This is a genomic window from Alteromonas sp. CNT1-28, from assembly GCF_022348345.1.
GTDB lineage: Bacteria > Pseudomonadota > Gammaproteobacteria > Enterobacterales > Alteromonadaceae > Alteromonas > Alteromonas macleodii.
This window is the reverse complement of record NZ_JAKREZ010000030.1, coordinates 1-16,509: the sequence shown is the minus strand read 5'-3', so window position 1 is coordinate 16,509 and position 16,509 is coordinate 1. Positions and strand designations below refer to the sequence as shown.

23 protein-coding genes and 1 pseudogene are annotated in these 16,509 nt (G+C 40.5%); all 24 read right to left on the bottom strand.

All coding sequences use genetic code 11. The features are described from left to right. Nucleotides 1-603 carry an RNA polymerase sigma factor gene (locus MHN02_RS16325; protein WP_049587838.1) on the bottom strand — a complete coding sequence of 201 codons (603 nt, stop codon included), beginning with the start codon at nt 601-603 and terminating at the stop codon, nt 1-3. 9 nt (nt 604-612) lie between these two features. Next, nucleotides 613-1,305, bottom strand: coding sequence for an energy transducer TonB (locus tag MHN02_RS16320; protein WP_239247378.1), 693 nt, complete (start codon nt 1,303-1,305; stop codon nt 613-615). Between the two features lie 100 nt (nt 1,306-1,405). Further along, nucleotides 1,406-1,582 (bottom strand): hypothetical protein, encoded by a 177-nt coding sequence (locus MHN02_RS16315; RefSeq protein ID WP_014979255.1) that lies wholly within the window; start codon nt 1,580-1,582, stop codon nt 1,406-1,408. Between the two features lie 95 nt (nt 1,583-1,677). Then, on the bottom strand, nt 1,678-2,724 hold the full coding sequence (locus MHN02_RS16310; RefSeq protein ID WP_239247376.1) for a M14 family metallopeptidase: 1,047 nt from the start codon (nt 2,722-2,724) through the stop codon (nt 1,678-1,680). A gap of 319 nt (nt 2,725-3,043) precedes the next feature. Beyond that, entirely contained in the window at nt 3,044-3,763 is a 720-nt protein-coding gene (locus tag MHN02_RS16305) for a DUF4328 domain-containing protein (RefSeq protein WP_239247374.1), read from the bottom strand. 93 nt (nt 3,764-3,856) lie between these two features. Continuing rightward, nucleotides 3,857-4,903, bottom strand: coding sequence for a hypothetical protein (locus MHN02_RS16300; RefSeq protein WP_014976511.1), 1,047 nt, complete (start codon nt 4,901-4,903; stop codon nt 3,857-3,859). Nucleotides 4,904-4,981: 78 nt separating this feature from the next. Next, nucleotides 4,982-5,527: a hypothetical protein gene (locus MHN02_RS16295; protein WP_239247372.1), complete on the bottom strand. Its 546-nt coding sequence runs from the start codon at nt 5,525-5,527 to the stop codon at nt 4,982-4,984. Between the two features lie 46 nt (nt 5,528-5,573). Next, nucleotides 5,574-5,831 (bottom strand): hypothetical protein, encoded by a 258-nt coding sequence (locus tag MHN02_RS16290; protein WP_239247370.1) that lies wholly within the window; start codon nt 5,829-5,831, stop codon nt 5,574-5,576. 21 nt (nt 5,832-5,852) lie between these two features. After that, nucleotides 5,853-6,077 (bottom strand): hypothetical protein, encoded by a 225-nt coding sequence (locus tag MHN02_RS16285; RefSeq protein ID WP_239247368.1) that lies wholly within the window; start codon nt 6,075-6,077, stop codon nt 5,853-5,855. 14 nt (nt 6,078-6,091) lie between these two features. Then, on the bottom strand, nt 6,092-6,496 hold the full coding sequence (locus MHN02_RS16280; protein WP_239247366.1) for an MAPEG family protein: 405 nt from the start codon (nt 6,494-6,496) through the stop codon (nt 6,092-6,094). Between the two features lie 24 nt (nt 6,497-6,520). Then, nucleotides 6,521-7,462 (bottom strand): hypothetical protein, encoded by a 942-nt coding sequence (locus tag MHN02_RS16275; protein ID WP_239247364.1) that lies wholly within the window; start codon nt 7,460-7,462, stop codon nt 6,521-6,523. Nucleotides 7,463-7,517: 55 nt separating this feature from the next. Beyond that, nucleotides 7,518-7,799: a hypothetical protein gene (locus MHN02_RS16270; protein ID WP_110289644.1), complete on the bottom strand. Its 282-nt coding sequence runs from the start codon at nt 7,797-7,799 to the stop codon at nt 7,518-7,520. Between the two features lie 126 nt (nt 7,800-7,925). Next, nucleotides 7,926-8,243, bottom strand: coding sequence for a DUF6419 family natural product biosynthesis protein (locus MHN02_RS16265; RefSeq protein ID WP_239247363.1), 318 nt, complete (start codon nt 8,241-8,243; stop codon nt 7,926-7,928). Between the two features lie 175 nt (nt 8,244-8,418). Continuing rightward, nucleotides 8,419-9,450 (bottom strand): serine hydrolase domain-containing protein, encoded by a 1,032-nt coding sequence (locus MHN02_RS16260; protein ID WP_239247362.1) that lies wholly within the window; start codon nt 9,448-9,450, stop codon nt 8,419-8,421. Nucleotides 9,451-9,548: 98 nt separating this feature from the next. Further along, nucleotides 9,549-10,007: a hypothetical protein gene (locus MHN02_RS16255; protein WP_039232798.1), complete on the bottom strand. Its 459-nt coding sequence runs from the start codon at nt 10,005-10,007 to the stop codon at nt 9,549-9,551. Between the two features lie 262 nt (nt 10,008-10,269). Continuing rightward, nucleotides 10,270-10,737: pseudogene (locus tag MHN02_RS16250) on the bottom strand (nuclear transport factor 2 family protein). Nucleotides 10,738-10,779: 42 nt separating this feature from the next. Next, nucleotides 10,780-11,274: a shikimate kinase gene (locus MHN02_RS16245; protein ID WP_239247361.1), complete on the bottom strand. Its 495-nt coding sequence runs from the start codon at nt 11,272-11,274 to the stop codon at nt 10,780-10,782. A 162-nt stretch (nt 11,275-11,436) separates the two neighbouring features. Next, nucleotides 11,437-12,456: a hypothetical protein gene (locus MHN02_RS16240; protein ID WP_239247360.1), complete on the bottom strand. Its 1,020-nt coding sequence runs from the start codon at nt 12,454-12,456 to the stop codon at nt 11,437-11,439. A gap of 332 nt (nt 12,457-12,788) precedes the next feature. Next, nucleotides 12,789-13,403: a hypothetical protein gene (locus MHN02_RS16235; protein ID WP_239247359.1), complete on the bottom strand. Its 615-nt coding sequence runs from the start codon at nt 13,401-13,403 to the stop codon at nt 12,789-12,791. A 301-nt stretch (nt 13,404-13,704) separates the two neighbouring features. Next, the gene (locus MHN02_RS16230) at nt 13,705-14,175 is read right to left on the bottom strand and encodes a hypothetical protein (RefSeq protein ID WP_014998279.1); all 471 of its coding nucleotides are present in this window, start codon (nt 14,173-14,175) and stop codon (nt 13,705-13,707) included. Nucleotides 14,176-14,318: 143 nt separating this feature from the next. Further along, entirely contained in the window at nt 14,319-14,768 is a 450-nt protein-coding gene (locus MHN02_RS16225) for an acyltransferase (protein WP_239247358.1), read from the bottom strand. A 44-nt stretch (nt 14,769-14,812) separates the two neighbouring features. Continuing rightward, nucleotides 14,813-15,280 carry a hypothetical protein gene (locus MHN02_RS16220; RefSeq protein WP_239247357.1) on the bottom strand — a complete coding sequence of 156 codons (468 nt, stop codon included), beginning with the start codon at nt 15,278-15,280 and terminating at the stop codon, nt 14,813-14,815. A 66-nt stretch (nt 15,281-15,346) separates the two neighbouring features. Beyond that, nucleotides 15,347-15,916 carry a hypothetical protein gene (locus MHN02_RS16215; RefSeq protein ID WP_239247356.1) on the bottom strand — a complete coding sequence of 190 codons (570 nt, stop codon included), beginning with the start codon at nt 15,914-15,916 and terminating at the stop codon, nt 15,347-15,349. Between the two features lie 97 nt (nt 15,917-16,013). Continuing rightward, entirely contained in the window at nt 16,014-16,370 is a 357-nt protein-coding gene (locus MHN02_RS16210) for a hypothetical protein (RefSeq protein WP_239247355.1), read from the bottom strand. Nucleotides 16,371-16,509 lie beyond the last annotated feature (139 nt).

The window sequence follows — 16,509 nt, the reverse complement described above, 5'->3', positions numbered from 1 at the left end:
TTACAGTTTCTCCAGCATGGTTTTAAGGCTGTCTTTGGCATAACGTATCCGGGTTTTAATCGTTTCTTTTTCAGCGCCGCAAATAGCGGCGATTTCAGCCAACGAAAAACCTTCAAACTGTAGCGAAAGCGCCTCTTTCTGTTTGTAGGGTAACTGCTGAATACATGCCTTAAACACGTCTTTTTCTATCCCTTTTGCTACATCGTCCTCTACCGAAGACTGTGCATTTTTAAGTAACTCGCTTAACGAAAACGATTCAACCGCCTCGTTGTTAAATTCAAGCTTGGCGTTTTTTCTGAATTCATCAATAAGCGTTCGCCTACCAATAGTGAACAGCCAAGCCTGGAAATTATCCCCGCTTTTAAATAAGTGACGATTTTCGATAACCTTAATCCAAGTGCGCTGACACATATCTTCTGCAACAGTGCTATCACTTAACACCTTCAAAAAATAAAATAGCTTATGGCTGTGTAAATCAAACAGCGCGGCTAATGATGCTTCATCACCTTTTGCGCTGTACCGCAGCATTAGCCTTTCACTCACTCCCAGCGCTTTTTCGCGCTTGCCTTGAAACAGGCTTTGCAAGCTTGCGCCTATACTCATAGGCAGTCCTTATTGTTCTAATTTGAAATCTAATACTACAACCATACCTGATTGACTAACAGGTTTACCGCCATTCAGCTTCGGTTTGTACTTCCATTTTTTAAGCGCTCTGCGCGCAGCTCTATCGAACACGCGCTTGGGCTCAGAATCTAGTACTGTAATATCAGACACTGAGCCACTAGCACTTATTGTAAACCCTAGCTTTACCCAGCCTTCAATACCGTCGCGACTGGCCTCAGGTGGATAAGTGGGGTCTACCCTAAATTGGGGTGTGGCTTGCATATCACCTTGCGCACTGTTCAAGTTAATCGACAAATCTAAGCTCGTATTAGGTATGTGCGTTTTTATCTCAAAGCCGCCTGGGCCTTCATTGGGCTCAGGGTCAATCTCGATAACTTTTTGAGGTGGCGTTTTAATTACCTGCTCAATTGGCACCATTGGTTTTTTAGTGATGGTCCGTTCGTCTTCAGGTTGATAAATAATGGGCTCAAAGAACACCGGTGGGGCTTCGCTTATGTTTACTTTGTCTTGCTTAATGAGCTCTGCCATTAATACGAAAAGCCCTGCCGTAACGGTACATCCAGCAATAGCGATTGTGGCTGCGTTTAAAGCACGTTTAGCGAAAGGCGCTTTTTCAAACGGTAGTACACTTTGGTGTGTTAAGTGCTTTGGGTTGGCGTTTGGTAAAATTGTTGTTTGCATAATGTTCCCCCTTTTTTCACTAAACGGGGGAACTGAAATAAAGGGGTGAAAAAATGTGAACGTTTTTATTTAACGTTGACGTTTTACAATGAACGAAAGGTTAGCTTTTATTTTGGTTACTCGGCTTTTCGCCTTCACGAGTAGGCTCTGCAGACGTCTGATTGGCGCGGTTTTCTTCTTGGCGTTTATTCAGCTTAGCAGCGGCCATAAATCCAATAAAAAATATGGCAAAAATAACAACGCCTACCCAAATCAAAACATTAAAAAGAAAGTCCATATCATTCTCTAATCACAATTTCGTGAAATAACTTTAACATTTATTTGTTTGAGTAGGTTAATTAGATCACCACTGTAACTACACCACCAGCTTAGTTATTCAGAAACTTCAACACCAATAGCCATAACAGACTGTTCGTCTTTGATAGCTGGCATTTGATTAACCATCATAACCGTGCCATCAACGGGCGATTTGATGGTTTCAACGAGATTTCCAAAATAGTCTGTGACCGCACCTACATCCTGCCCTGTCTTTACTTTATCGCCTATCACCACAGAAGCTTTGAAGAACCCGTTTTTTGAGCTCTTAGGATATTTGATTGTTTCATAGATAACTGGCTCGGGGTGCTGCTTTGGCGTCTCTGGCAGCATTTTCAAAAAATACATGGCGTTTTTAGCCACATCTAGCGCTTCTGCTACCGATTCTTCATCAGTCTGTGCCAAATGCCCAATTTCAGTCGTCAGTCCCGGCTTTCCTCTCGTCATCGCTGTGTTAGGGTATGAAATTGAATTGTTGGGATCTCTTGGGCGGTCGCCATACATAACGATATGCTGCATGCCCGTGGCTTTAGCAAATTCAAATGTTAACGCATCAAGTTCTTTGTCGCCCACAAAAGGAGAATACACGTGATTCAGCAACGTTTGGTTTGCGCTACCAGAATGCATGTCGATCAAGAAATCTGTTTTGCCAATAAACTCTCTGGTTAGCAGCTCCGCAATCTGTTCTGTTGGTGTGCCATCAACGCTCCCTGGGAATTCCCTATTTAAGTTTTTCTCATCTTTAGGGTTCAACGCGATTCTATTTGCGTGAAACCCATCTAAGTTTGCCAAGTGCAACACAACCAACACACCGCTCATCTCTTTAGGATCAATGCTTTGCTGTAGTTGCTGCAACGCATACATTGATGGAAACTCATCGCCATGAATACCAGCGGTAAGCAACAATACAGGACCGTCACTTTTTCCGTTAATAACCGTCACTGGCAAGGTTATGTTGTTTTCTTTAGCAAGATAAGACGTTTTCTGCCCAGTTTTTGTTGTCACCCCCATTAATTCATACGGCGCATTTGCACCAACATTGAGGCTAAACGCACAGCATAGGGAAACAACAATGGAGGCAAGAGGATTCTTCTTAAATAGCATAGCTGACAACTCATGAGAAAATAGCGCACTAGTAAGCCAGAACGTTTCAACTTAATCAATAAAGAGTATTTTAAAACACCTTTGCAAATCAGTGTGCGTGTTCTCTACGTGATGCATTTTTCGTACAGGTTTTACAAGTAAGTTAGCAATAAATGCCAATACCAATAACCCAGCCATTGCATACATAGTGGTATTGTATAATGTAGAGGTGGGTCTACCGTTCCGGATGGCGCAACAATGTTCTCTTTGCGTAAGACTTTAGTCTTATAAAGACAGTTACTCTACCTTTGTGGCAGAGCAACAAGCGAAATGGATACTACTATTTTGCGGGTTGTAAATCTGAATCTTCTGCAGTTTCTGCTTTTTCCACGTCACCTTCAAGCTGTGCTTTTTGCATGTTAGAGATGTTGTTAATCAATAACCAAGTAACTATGGCTAGTGGAATGGATAGGACCTCAGAAACCTGCGAAACCAGATTAACATTCATTATTTCGGAGATTTCTTGTGCCCTTCTGGACATACGAAAAACGACCTGTCCAACCACACTGTTGGCGATCCAGAAAAACCACCATATGCCTAAAATAGGGCCTGCTTTTTCTAACTGCCAATTGTTAGGGTTTTGGCTGGCTTGCCAAATCTCTTTCATCGCTTGATAAGGTTTCCATAACGACACAATAGGAATGAAATAGAAACCTATCGACCAAGCAGGCGTAAACGTCATATCTTTAGCGCCTAAATAACGCGCATTTTGGTTTGACTGATAAATCCATTTAAGAATTAAAATGCCTGAAATGATAAATACTGCCAAATAAGAAAATGCAATTATCTGCTGCCTTTTGTCATTGGCCTCAGCGTCTGCAACTGCCATTTCTTGATTGAAATAAACACCATTTTGAAAATCTGTTAAAAGCTGATACTCCATTAAGTTGGAGCCAATGGCTATAAGCGCTATAGCCACCTGCACGTACAATAAATACTTTATCCACGTAGTGAGGCAACCAGGCTCCTTAAATTCTACGTTATTTTCCGACATCTCCATTTACCTCTTCCCCTTACTACTGCGTAAACGTTATCTTTTGTTAATTGTTATCTGTATTGAGTTAGTTACTGGTTTATTTACTGCCTAGGTGAACTAAGCTTTATTAGCTAATAGTTCCTGTAGCGCTTTCGGCAGTATCGCTTGCGCACTCTTTGTTATGCGAGCCTCATTCTTTTGCCACCAAATTCCCGAATATACGACGCCTAAACCGATCGCTGATAGCGCTACAGGGAAAAGCCAACTATCTTCAAAAACGGTAGAAGCAAGATGACCTAAATATAAACAGCATCCCAAAGCACCAAATATGACAAATACACGTCGAACCAACAGAGCACCAGCGCCAATCATGGCAAGGTTTATACAAAAATAGATAAACTTAGACAGTTCGCTGTCTGAATCTTGGCTGGTAAGGCCGCCCCAAAACGCTAAAACGCCGAAAAGATAAAGCCAAAACGCGTAATCTGCTGTGTTTCGTGCTCTGATGTCCACCCAGAACGCCAATAGCGTCATCAACGCGCCAAAGTACATCGACACAAGTGCTCGGAATTGCCACGTGTAGCTGTTCCATAAGTCCTCATGGTCAATAATGAGCATCACAGCGTCCATACTGATATACCAGAGCGTTACCGCAATCGGCATTATTAAGAACGGGTATTTATATCGCCATGCTACGACAAGTCCAGTTACTAGCGTTCCAAGTTCCATATATAACCATAGCCATTTAATGCGGTGGTGAAACTGGCGAAAAACCGTATTGTCGTCGGGCCATAGCCCTAACCATTGCTGCGCTCCGTAGATAGCAATTGGCGTTAAACAAACTACAAACGTGGCACAGATCCCTGCTGGTATTATTAAATGCTTACGCGCAAAGGAATTGGCAAGCTTTAAGCCCACACCAGCATAAAGCATAGAGATAAATACGATGCCGGCACCACCAAATTGCTCCCAGCCTAAATTCATAAATAGAGTCATGGCGCCAATTGCAATAAGGCCACCTAAGTAGTACAGAATATGCGTGAAGGTAAAAGAGGGAGTATGCTGATTTTCTTCTTGGAAGAAATTGTACAGAGCAATGCCCTGTTGCTCGGAGATGATATTGTTAGCTACTGCTTTTTGAATACTGGCTTTAGATACTTCCATGTACTTCTCTAAATAAGCTTGAAGAACTGAAGATTATTACTTTACTTTGTTATGGGTAAAAAGCCAGCCTAATAGAAGTTACTCGCTTCCTTTCTCGATATCTAATTCCGCTCTATCGATTAGCGTAAAATAGTCTTCATCAGCGTAAAGCTTTAAAAAGATAGACATTGTGATGCTCTTCATTTCATTTGCCGCCTCTTTAAACCCAGTATTGACGTGAAGATCAAAGCCCGTTGGCGATGCAGAACCCATGAACTCTTGAAGTTCAGTGAATTCTTTTATTGCTTCGGCACTTAACCCTAAAATGTACTCAATTCGCGCTGGCGTTTTACTCAGCCATCCTGACTCGGCTGGCAGTGTTTTTTCTGAAATAACCTCAAGATTATACTTAAAACTTCTTTCTTGCTCTGAGGAGCTAACACCCAAGGTAAGCCAGGTGCTTTCTGGTTTTACTTCGGCAGGCTTGTCTAAGTGAATCTTCGTAAGTAAATGATTGGGGTCGAGTTCAGCAAATTTCTCCTCATCAAATGAGCGAAACTCAAGCATTGTTGTAATAGGTATATTGGCGCAACTTACTACAAGCAAAGTTAATGAAACAACAAATAATTTTTTGATACTTAACAACAGCGGCTTCCCTTCATTGGTTATTACAAAACATGTTCTAGCAATTCTAGACAGCTTTCGTCGTTTCTTTTGCAAAAGCTTTTTCAGATTTATTCCACGTTAAGTGGCCAAAAGCGATACCCGCAATGGGAAAGATGATCATCGCAATGGCGAGTCTCCCCCAGATATTTTCGGAAGGTTCTATAAACGCCATAAGTATTGACCATAATAAACCGGTAGAGACTCCCCAGCCTAAAACGCCGTAAACTAGAACGAAGCGCTGTTTTCCTTTTTCTCTTATTCTCGCCCACTTTTCTAATTTCATCGCAGATATCCTTTTTCAATACTAAGCAATCATCGCAAGACAGACAAAAACCACCACACAGCTTAGAAAACCAACAGCAACGGTCCTTCCCTCATCACGACCAGCTCTTGGGTACTTGCCGAAGGTCAGCAATTTAAGCACCACATGGCCCGTGCCCTTCAAAACGAATTCCATAATAGCGTCTATGATAATCCACTTTATTACTCGAAGTATAAAGCGGCCCAGCGGTTCAAAAACTTCTTCCATAACCCTTACGCTCTTTAACCTAAAACCTGTTCTATAAAAAGCAACAACCACATTGCAAGAACGGCAACGAAGTTGATAGTAAACACCAAACCACGCAATCTAATATTGTCGGTAAATATTTGTACAAGACTATGCAGCACCCTGCCAATAACAAATACCCACGCAAGGGAGACTTGTGAATCGCTAATTGGCTCACCTAAGGCAATTAGCAAGGCGCAAACAGCGTGAAAAAATAACGGCCACTCAAATTGATTGCTCAGATTCGCACTTACTTTAGGCTGTATATCAGCAAACGGGTTTGAACCATCTTTGTTTTTCCCTACTCCCCATACCGAAGGCGCGCGAGCTAGCGTGAGGAATACGTAGAGCAATGCACAAAGAAGAATGTGCATAAACATAGGGGTTATTAAATTAGACATTCTAAATGTGTTATCTCGTTAATATTAAATTTCTTCAGCAATTAACGCTTGCTCGTTGGGGTAATCAACAATGAGTCTTAGGTACTGAAGCGCTGAACCTCCTAACGCGCCATCAATGCGCCTATCCATCATCGAAGACATAAATTGGTGGAAACTACTGTCTGCTCTTCTTGTGAACCAAACTGGCCCAACGGTTTTATTTCCAATTCTTACATAAGGAACACGAATCATGGGTTGATGAGAAAAATTACATGCATCCTCAATCACTAACCATTCCGGGTTAGCCTTCACCCATTCATCGAATATTGAAGCGACAATGAAAGAAGTCGCAACTTGACCACCTTCTAGCCCTCCTTTTTCCATCGCCTCTGTCGATGGCCATGCCGAAGCACCTGAATCTAATAACATTGGAATCTGTCTGTCATTAACTGAGATATCGATACTTGGAAAAGCCATTGTATAACCACCATCCAGGCCCTTTTGAAATCCCAAAGGAACCGACGAAAACTCAGTTGATGTCGGAGTTTCATCTAGCACTTCTACTTTTTTCTCAGGGTAATTAAAATCAATTACTTTTTCAGCATGCCAACGTCCGCCTAGCGTTCCGTCGCTTTTCGTAGTCGAACTAAATTCTTCGGATGGTACTACTTGTAATTTTCCAGCCCACCAATTATTCAATCCCGCCATGGGGATTGACGCTTCTGGATCAAATTGAGGCATATCAGTAACATCGATAACCCCATTTTCAGATTCTTTTTGACTTATCTCCCAACCATATTTTTCGCTGAGCTCTCGTGAGATCGCATTCCAACCACCACCAGTATCAGTAAAAAATGTCAGGGTAGTTCCGTCCGCGAGCTTTGGTTTTAGGTAAATTAAGTTATTCTTAAATTCACTGGGTAACTCTTCAGAAAGACAAATAAAAGGGATTGAAAAGATTAAAAGCGATACTAAATGCTTCTTCATTGGCCTTCCTTTGGCGTTGTTTTTTTATTTTTCCTGGGCAAAAAAGTAAATTCTTCTAGAACAACATTATGTCTTTGAACGCAATATTTAACATCAATAAAACAACCGAAGCGGTTCCTAAGGCCTTTTGCATATTAAGTAATTTGGCATTGGGTTGGCGTTTAGGCATTAAAAACTGTTTTATGTTTAGTTGCATTACCAAAAACAATACCGATGCAAGAAGCATTGAAATGAATAGCAATGGCTGACTGCTTTGAAGCGTGGAATAAGCGAAAAAAAGAGGAATGACAGTAAATAGCGATAATACAATTCTGGCGGGAAGTTCATACTTGACCATAAATAACACCCTTGCTTTTGTAGGCGGCGAGTTTTTAAACTCTAGCGGTTGAAACAAAACGGGGCAACGTTTTTTTAACCCCTTTAATTATCCACTCTAACATCTGAATATTTGAATACTCAAACGTCAATCAACGCAACTATCATATCTTTGAACACCTTTCGGCAGACCAAGTGCTACACCGGTGAAAGAGAAAATAAAGATAATCGATATTACAGTCAATCCGGCAAAACTAGACTCGTTTATGTTGGGGCTGACAACTATCGAAAAGGTGTTGATACAAAGCAAAAGCAAGCTTATTCTTGAATACCCTTTAAAGCCTAAAACTCCAGCGAGGATAAGCATTAAAAACGAGCCCGCAACTGCCGGAGTAAATGGCGCTGCGGCCAGTAGCAAACACAAAACCGATATAAGTACAGATAACATTAAGAAGAGTTTTTTCACGTTTTGCCCCTTTTTTGCCGAGCAGCTGAAGATACAAAATAACCACTAAAAGCATAGATTAAAAACGGCGAATTAATAAACTAAGACATAATAAAAAACGTTCTGTTGCCACCCATTATTTTCTAACTTGTAATGATTGGCCTACACTGAAAAAGCATTGAACCAAGCCTACCACCTACTCGTTTTCTGCTTTTCTTAGTATTTTAAAAATTCGGCTAATTGTGATTTCAGACAAGTTCCATTCGTAACCGTCAAAGTCAGTGGTATTGATAAATTGAACAACCACGGTATCGAGGTCTTTGTCATATTCTGCAAGGCTCTGGTAACCAATAACCAAGCCTCCATGCTCGAAAACATAAGGGTAGAGTTCCGCTTCGCCTTCATCGAAAATAGAGCCGTTGTTTAGCGCTCGTAAGAACTTACCCACGTCTTCTGCTGTCGCTAGCATACCGTAGTCACGCGCCTTAACATCTTCCTTGTAACCAACGTAATAGCCGCTCATTACGTCGTCCAGATTGACTTCACTCAATGAAAAATAGGTGTTGTTCAATTGAAGTGGAAGTAAGATGTTTTGCTTAATGTACGCGTGGTGACTGTACCCCAAAACCTTATCCATAATATTGCGAAGCAGCAGATAGTTCGTGTTGGAATACTCATATCCATCACCGGGCTCAAAACTCGCCGGAAGATCTAGCGCAAAGTCGAGCGCTCGCTTGCCGTTTTCCGGTTCGTTTTCCCAGTAGGCAGCATTATCAGTAAAGTTAGGGATTCCTGACTTATGCTGCACCATCATTTTAAGCGTTATTTTTTCTGAATGCTCAATTCTGTCTTTGAGTTCGGGTAAATGATCAACGAGTAAATCGTCTAGGGATAGTCGCTGTTCTCGCGCCATTTTGGTGATAGCCACAGCAGTGTACAACTTACTGATACTGGCAATTTTAAATAAAGAGTCGGGGGCAGCGGGTATTTTGTTATCTCTGTCTTTCCAGCCTGCTGTGTAGAAAGCTGGAGGTTTTCCCGCCTCATCCACGTAGACAATTATGCCGTCAAAGCCGTGGCTAATAGCCTCATCAACTTGTTCTTGCACTGTGTGTGGCAAAGGTAGGATCCAGGCTTTAACCAATATCCACGGAACGAAAAACAAGGAAACAATAGTACTGACTAGCAGAAGAAACCTGATGATTGTTTTTCTTCGGTTCTTCGTCATTTTACCCCGTCCTTAAAGCTCGGCCTAATACTCTGTAAAAATATGCTTGTCGGTGTCTTAATTTTGGCGTCGACGCACGATTAGCTTTAACAACTTCGTTAGTCAAACAGCGCGAGGGAGTCTAGTTTAAAATGATAAACTGAAAAGGAATCCCCCTCTTCTTTTAGAGTAATGGTTAGCACTGCATCGCCATTCTCATATACGGCTGGAACAGTATAGGTAACAAAGGTACCTGAACCACCAGATGTTAGTGCTCTGGACGTAACTGTATTGAATTGATATTCGCCAATTTCAACTAAAGCCCCCATCTTTGATAGCGCCTTTATAAGCCTTTTAAGGTCATCTTCATTGATATTTTCTACTTCAGACGGAGTGAGGTAACTTTTAAAGGTACCTAGCTCCCAAGAGGAGATGTCAGCAATTGCAGTATCCATGTAAGGAATTGCCGTTTTCTCGTATTCAGAAGATTTATAGCCCGACCAAACAGCAATAAGTACAAATAGACAGATAAGGATTAGAAGCGCAATTCCAAATCCTTTTAACAGCTTCTTAAACATACCGTTCCTTTAAAATGTAATAACCTACTTTCTAGCTAGAAAGCTCCCTGTTGTATCGCTGAGCTCTCAGGTAATCGTTTCGAGAAGCAATGGGAATGTTAGTTATAGGCATTAGACACCACACAATCCATACTAGCAGTACCTGAATAAGAATTATACATGTAAAATCAAACCGATAAGAAGCGTCAATACCTGGCGCATTACCGCGAAACTAAGCAACGACCGAAGTCTCATCCCAACGCAACTTATCAGAATGTGAAATTTACTCATGGTACTTTCGAATTACATCAATCTTACCGTTTTCTATTTCTAGTACTTCCATCATTACTTGACTGTATTCAATAGGCTGATTGTTTTGCGGATGAACGCCCTTGGCATAATTCTTATACCTGATAGCAATAGCAGAATGATTAAATGTAAAAACATCTAACAGCTCAGCACTATATTATGTATGTGCGCCTAAATAGAACGTCATGCCCTCTCTCATTTGCGCCTTACCGTCAGGTAATCGCGTATCGTCTATCACCCATGGCAAATGTGAATGACCAACATCATCCGCGAGTAAACTCAGGTGATTTTCAAGCTCAACTTTTGTCGCGCCAGGGGCCTGAGTAGCAACCATTGTGTCGAAGTACTGTTGGGCAAGCTGCTTAAGATCTAATTTAATATCTTCAGCCGATACCGTAGCTGACACTAGAAGTGATAATGCAAGAAGTAGATTTTTTTTCACTAGAAACTCCGTCTCGCTTAATTCATATATTAACGAATTTGCCTAACTTGTCTCAGTTGGGACATTTTGCGTAATCATCTTTTTATGACCGTGATAGCCATCATAAAACTGCTTATGTGCCGCATAAGAAAATGTATCGTTTCTTTCTGTATATTGCCCAATCCAATCAATAAGCATTGCTAAGTTGTCATCTTGGGCTTGCTTTGTTTTGTATTTATGGGGCTCCCAAGGTCTCGCCTTTGCGTTTGAAATGCAGGATTCAATGGGTAAGTTCATAAATATAATTTCAGTGGACTGCTGTTCTACAATTTTTAGTAAGTCTGTATAACAGCCTTCAATTACCCATTTGTCGTTGGAAGAAATAAAAGTCTTTATCTCTTCTTCAGAGTCATCAATAGGCTTTCTCTCAGGAGGGCTAGTAGGTTTCCACGCTAATGTATCTAGATCTAAATGAGCCAAACCTTGTGTTTTGCATAAGTGCAGTGCCAGCGTAGATTTTCCAGAACCAGAGTTTCCAAATATTAGAATTTTTGCCAAAACCACCCTCCTTAAATCAACTAATAAAATGCTGAACTAACAATGCGTTTTAAACGACCTGTAACAGTCCACGGAAACGTAGCCAGAAACTATCAAAAGGCCATTAAAAGTGCACTAGCGCTTAAAGTTTTGACTGTGAAGAACCCCAACCGCGTTAACTTGTTAAGTGCGATGTAAATAATTATTAAGCTCATCGACTAACTCAAGTGCTTCGCTTTTCGTTAAGTAAGGTACTTTTATCGTTCTGGCCCAAAAGAAACTTTTACCTGTTTTAGAACTCACTTCTGAAAAAGGCATAGCCAATAACGTGTTATCGTTTCGGTTTGGGATGGGAGTTAAAAACTCTACGTCTCGATACAGTGTTTCACTGTCTGGCGCTTTAACCTCACCTTTCACTTTTGCAGCAGCTATCAAGCCACACCATTTGTGGGAAAAGAAAACAATGTCGCCTATATGAACATGGTGAACAAACCTTTTGGCGTCTCCATACGCCTCCAGACGACTATTATCCATCATCGACCAAATAGAGTCCTCATTCCAACTGCGATTTGTATCAAATAATACACCTTTTACATCACTTGGGTTTTTGTGCTTATCATAGGGAAGCGCAAAGAACTCAAAGTACTTTTCGCCAGCAAGTTCATAAATTCTATAGGGCAAGAAATCGATGGATATACCACTTTTCTTCCAGTAGTCGACGGAAGATATTAATGAGTCATCCGCTGCACTGCCGATAACTAATAAGTGCTGTTTATTATTAATTTCTTTAGGCTCTAATTGGTGCTCAAGACTAAAAGCCTCTCTGTGTGCTTCAACTAGCGACATGTCGCCTTTGCTATATTCTTTGAACTTATTTTCTAATTTTTGATAGCTCCATTGACCAGCATCTTGCGCATATCTCAGCGCTTGATGAACGGCATCTTTCCCGGCAGATGCACGCTTTAGCTCGAATATAACTAATTCGCCACATTCATTCAGTGCATATATGTCAGCTTCTGCCTGCCATTGTCGTTCTTGAAACACCGGCATCAATCTAGCGTCTTCAAATAAGACGTCTAAAATACTGTTCGCAATTAAGTTTTCTAGATCTTTCTCTAATTTTCCAAAGCTAGAAAAGTCTTTGAACTCTACGGGTTCCAACTTTTCAAATACTTCTGCTTGTTCTTCTATTTTGTAGAGCATGCTTTGCATTCCTTTAAGTGGTTAACAGGTAACAGCTTTTATACAGCCTTCTGCGGCTGCATCAAAGCTCCGATGTTAATTGACTGGTTGTACCTTACTTGACAGCCACTTGATAACTTCAGTTTTACCTACAGGAGAGTAGCGACTTAATTGAGGTAAGCCTTTATTCTTCATGACTACTATAGAGAACGCTTCCTGGTTCCTCTAGATATTCAGACAGCGCTTGTTTAGCAATAATAGGTATTTCATTTTTGGTCATTTTTGCCTCGAAAAAAATAGAAAAATTTAAGCAGTACAAAAAAGCTATCGCAGCACGTTCTTCTTCGCTCCAGCTAACTAGTCACACGGTTATCGTATGTCTTTATATGTAATTTTAGTTGCTGCGAATATGTTTTGAGTTTTGCCGCGTTGCCACTTGGTATTAAAGACAAGACGAACGAGTCTGATCCATCGTCAATGCCAATAATTTCTAACCCCATACTTTTTGCACAGGTTGAGAATAAAAAGCCAGATTCACTAGATTCTAAGTAGTAAGATATATTGAACTGAGTTTGCATCATATCGTCCGCCAGCTGTCTCGATATGCTGCAAGTAGAAAGTGCATTTTTAGATAAATCGTTTAATAAATCGAAGACATGTTGCGCATCCTCTCTCCAATCTACAACCACCACACGGTTGATGATTTTTAGACCTTCTATAATTACAAATGTAAGGTCAAATGAATTTTCGAAGGCTCCATCAAATCCGCTTTCTTCTAGTCCGTCTTTGTGTTTTAGTTTGTATGCATTCTTATCAGAAAGATAAAGTTGAACTTCATTTACAACGGTTTGATTTCCATTGCCGATTATCTTCGCTAATGCAATTTCTGGGGAGTGGTTTTTCGGCTGATTTTCATTACAGCCTATAACAACAAGAGCAGTTATAACTATCAGTAATCTCTTCATCATTCCTTGATTCCAACTTGGTTTTATCGACTACAGTGGGCTTCCATATATAGCGGATACCGACGTAAAAATAACTAGTTAGACAGACCCATAATGTAGACCCTTTTAGACAAAGATGCCTGTCTTGTTTAGTCGATGATTCTCTTTAAAGGTGCGAACCCCGAATTCTCTCAGAGCGTGTAAGACAGTTACCAAATGTCTACAGTTGTAAAAAATGACTGTCTTGTCTAGTCCCAGAACCAGAGTTTCCAAATATTAAAATTTTTGCCATAGCTCTTAACCCTTATTACCCAGTAGAGGAGCATTACTTCCCTGCCTTACCCGCTTCGAGTATTGGAAGGCCAGCTTCAGTAGGAATATAAATGCGTTCACCATTTCCATCTTGAAGGCCTTTAATCCAGACGTAGCGAAGGTACTCTTCATTCCCTTTAAGCGATTCGCCAATGATCCTATTAGCTTCAGCAGCGGCTTTTGCGCGCTCAATATCAGCAAGTCCTTCGGCTTTAGCTTGTACAATTTTAGCCTCACCTTCTGCTTGAGCCAGTGTGACTCTGGCTTTCGCCTGCATTAACGCTGCTTGCTCTCTAGCCTTGGCTTCTTCAATAAGAATTTGCTTGCTCCACTCTGCTTCTTTCAGTGCAGCAATACCATCCATTTCTTTCTTATAGACTTTATATTTTGGCCAACCCCAAAATAATGCCGCAATAATTAAAACAATCGATACCACCAAAAATACTAGACTTCCAAAAGCGATAGCATGTCTATTTGGGTGCATTTTCTCTCCTAATTTTTATTGATATTTATTTTTCTAATTTGAGACACTTGAAAGTGAGCTTTTAATTTCGAGACTATAACTCTAGGTCTTTAGGCCACCATTCCTCTTCATGTACGCAAGACTATACGCCTATCTCTGTCTTGTTATGTATACAACTTTTCCACGAAGTACATTAAACCTAACGATACAAAAATAAACGACGAATTTATTAACGCACGAACAGGCCAACTTACATGGCCATATGAGATCCCTGCCCCTTTAGAAACTACAACAATCAAACCCATTAATCCAAACCAAGGTGTGAAGAAGAGAACGGTTTTCAGCTCGACGATTGAAACCGCTAAATCGTGAAGCGCGCCGCTAACGAGAAACGTAACAAAAGTGGCTAACGAAGTTGGAAGAAAACTCGCAAGTGGACGCATGACATTGCGTGATAAATAGTAACCCCAGATCGGATTCCAATAGTGCCAAAAAACCGGAAAAGATGCGGCGCCAAAAGAGCGCGAAAGCATGTTTGTCATGGAGCCACTTGCCCCTAATGGAACACCATTTCGCTTCTTAACATATTGTGCAAGTGAAAGTTTGCTTTTCATGGTGATTCCGTATATCCACAAAAATGCATGGCTTGTTTAGTATTTTATTTTGGAGTGTATGGTGGAAGAACTTCTCCACTTGTTAATACAACAACCCTATAAATTTTATCACTTTCAACTCCTCGCTCTGTTATATCGCTAGCCTTTGCAAGGCTAATTAAATAATACCAAACACTAGAATCAAATGAATAACCTAACCGTAATTCAAGTCCGATTAGTTGAAGTGCGCCTTCAGATTTATAAAATTCCTTGGCTTTTAAAACAGCATTTTCGATTGTAAGTTTAGGATTACCTTTACCATCCCAAGCTTTATCAAAATCAAACTGATTTCGCCACAAGGTGAAGTTGGCGGGCTTTCCTCTTGATTGAGTACCTATCAAGTAGAAATAATCCTCTCTTTGTTTACCATCACTACTCTCTTTTTGGATAACTATCAATTCATCCTTAGCATAAGCCGTTGAAGGAAGTGCAAGTAAAAACATAAAAGAGATTAGTGGAAGTAATTTATTCATTTAATTATCCTTAATTAGAGAGTTTATAAACATGCCTGTCTTTTTTAGTGCTTTGTTTAGTATTTTTTAACGGAGCTTAATCTCAAATATGATTTCGCTTTCTTTTTCTATAGAACCGTTTGGACCGAAAAGTATGCTGTAGTAACGCAAACGTTCATTTACCGCCTCTGCTATTAACACGCCTGTCAATGCAGGTTGAGGCCATATTGAATTGTGTGCGGAAATCATTTCGGACCACCTATTGGTTAACAGCTCTTTATAACCACCATTTTTCCAGTCACCTGGTATATCACTCCATTCTGCACAAGTAATTAGCACTTTTAGCGGTGCTGAAAGGCAACATAACTTTCTCATTTCGTGCTCAGCATCGAGCGCAACATTTTCCGATTCAATAAAAACCAGTGGAACATCTGTTCCATTTTTAGATTTTCGACAAAATGTATAGTCGATTTTAAAGAGTTCTTTTTTGTAGTTTAAGCCTATTTCACTACAAACTGGCTCTAAGATAGTATGCTCATATAGGCGAGTACGATTCTTCGATGTCTTCCAAGCCTCATTGAATTGAGAAACAGGTAAAGCTTCTAAATTCTTAACGAAAGAGGACCTAAACTCATCCCAAAGTAAGTGCAATGCCATTTAAACCCCTATTGTAGTTTTTAAAAGTTCGTTAACTTCTATAGGTCGATTCTTTGAAAAAGTGCAAAAGTGACTGTCTTGTTTAGTGTATGTTAAGTTAATACTCCACCTGCTTACCTGTTATAGGTAATAGTACCGGTACTTCAAACTGAATCCTGCTCACTGAGCTATTTTGCGAACTATTGGAACTTGCTGAAGATACAGATATAGAGCCTACAGACTCACCATCATTTGCTGATGTTTGTTCTTCAGTAACTGTAACAGCAACATCGAATTCAACCTTTTGTAATGGAACACCAGTTTCTTGGCAGTATGCATGGCCTTCAGTGTTACTGTGAAATCTTGCGGTAATTGGATTAACTTTAGCATTTTGAGTATTTCCATACTCTTGTGCAGCCACGACTCCTTTTATAATTTGCTTTAACGTTTCCGAAACAAAATCATCGAGTTTCATAATTTACCCCAATAAAGAAACTAAAAAAGAACCGATCGACGGTAACCGTCCGGTAATTCCCACATTCAAGTATTAACGCCGCTCCTGCATGGTGTCCTTGTAAAAAGGAGAACACGCATGCGATATCAACGACGAGACG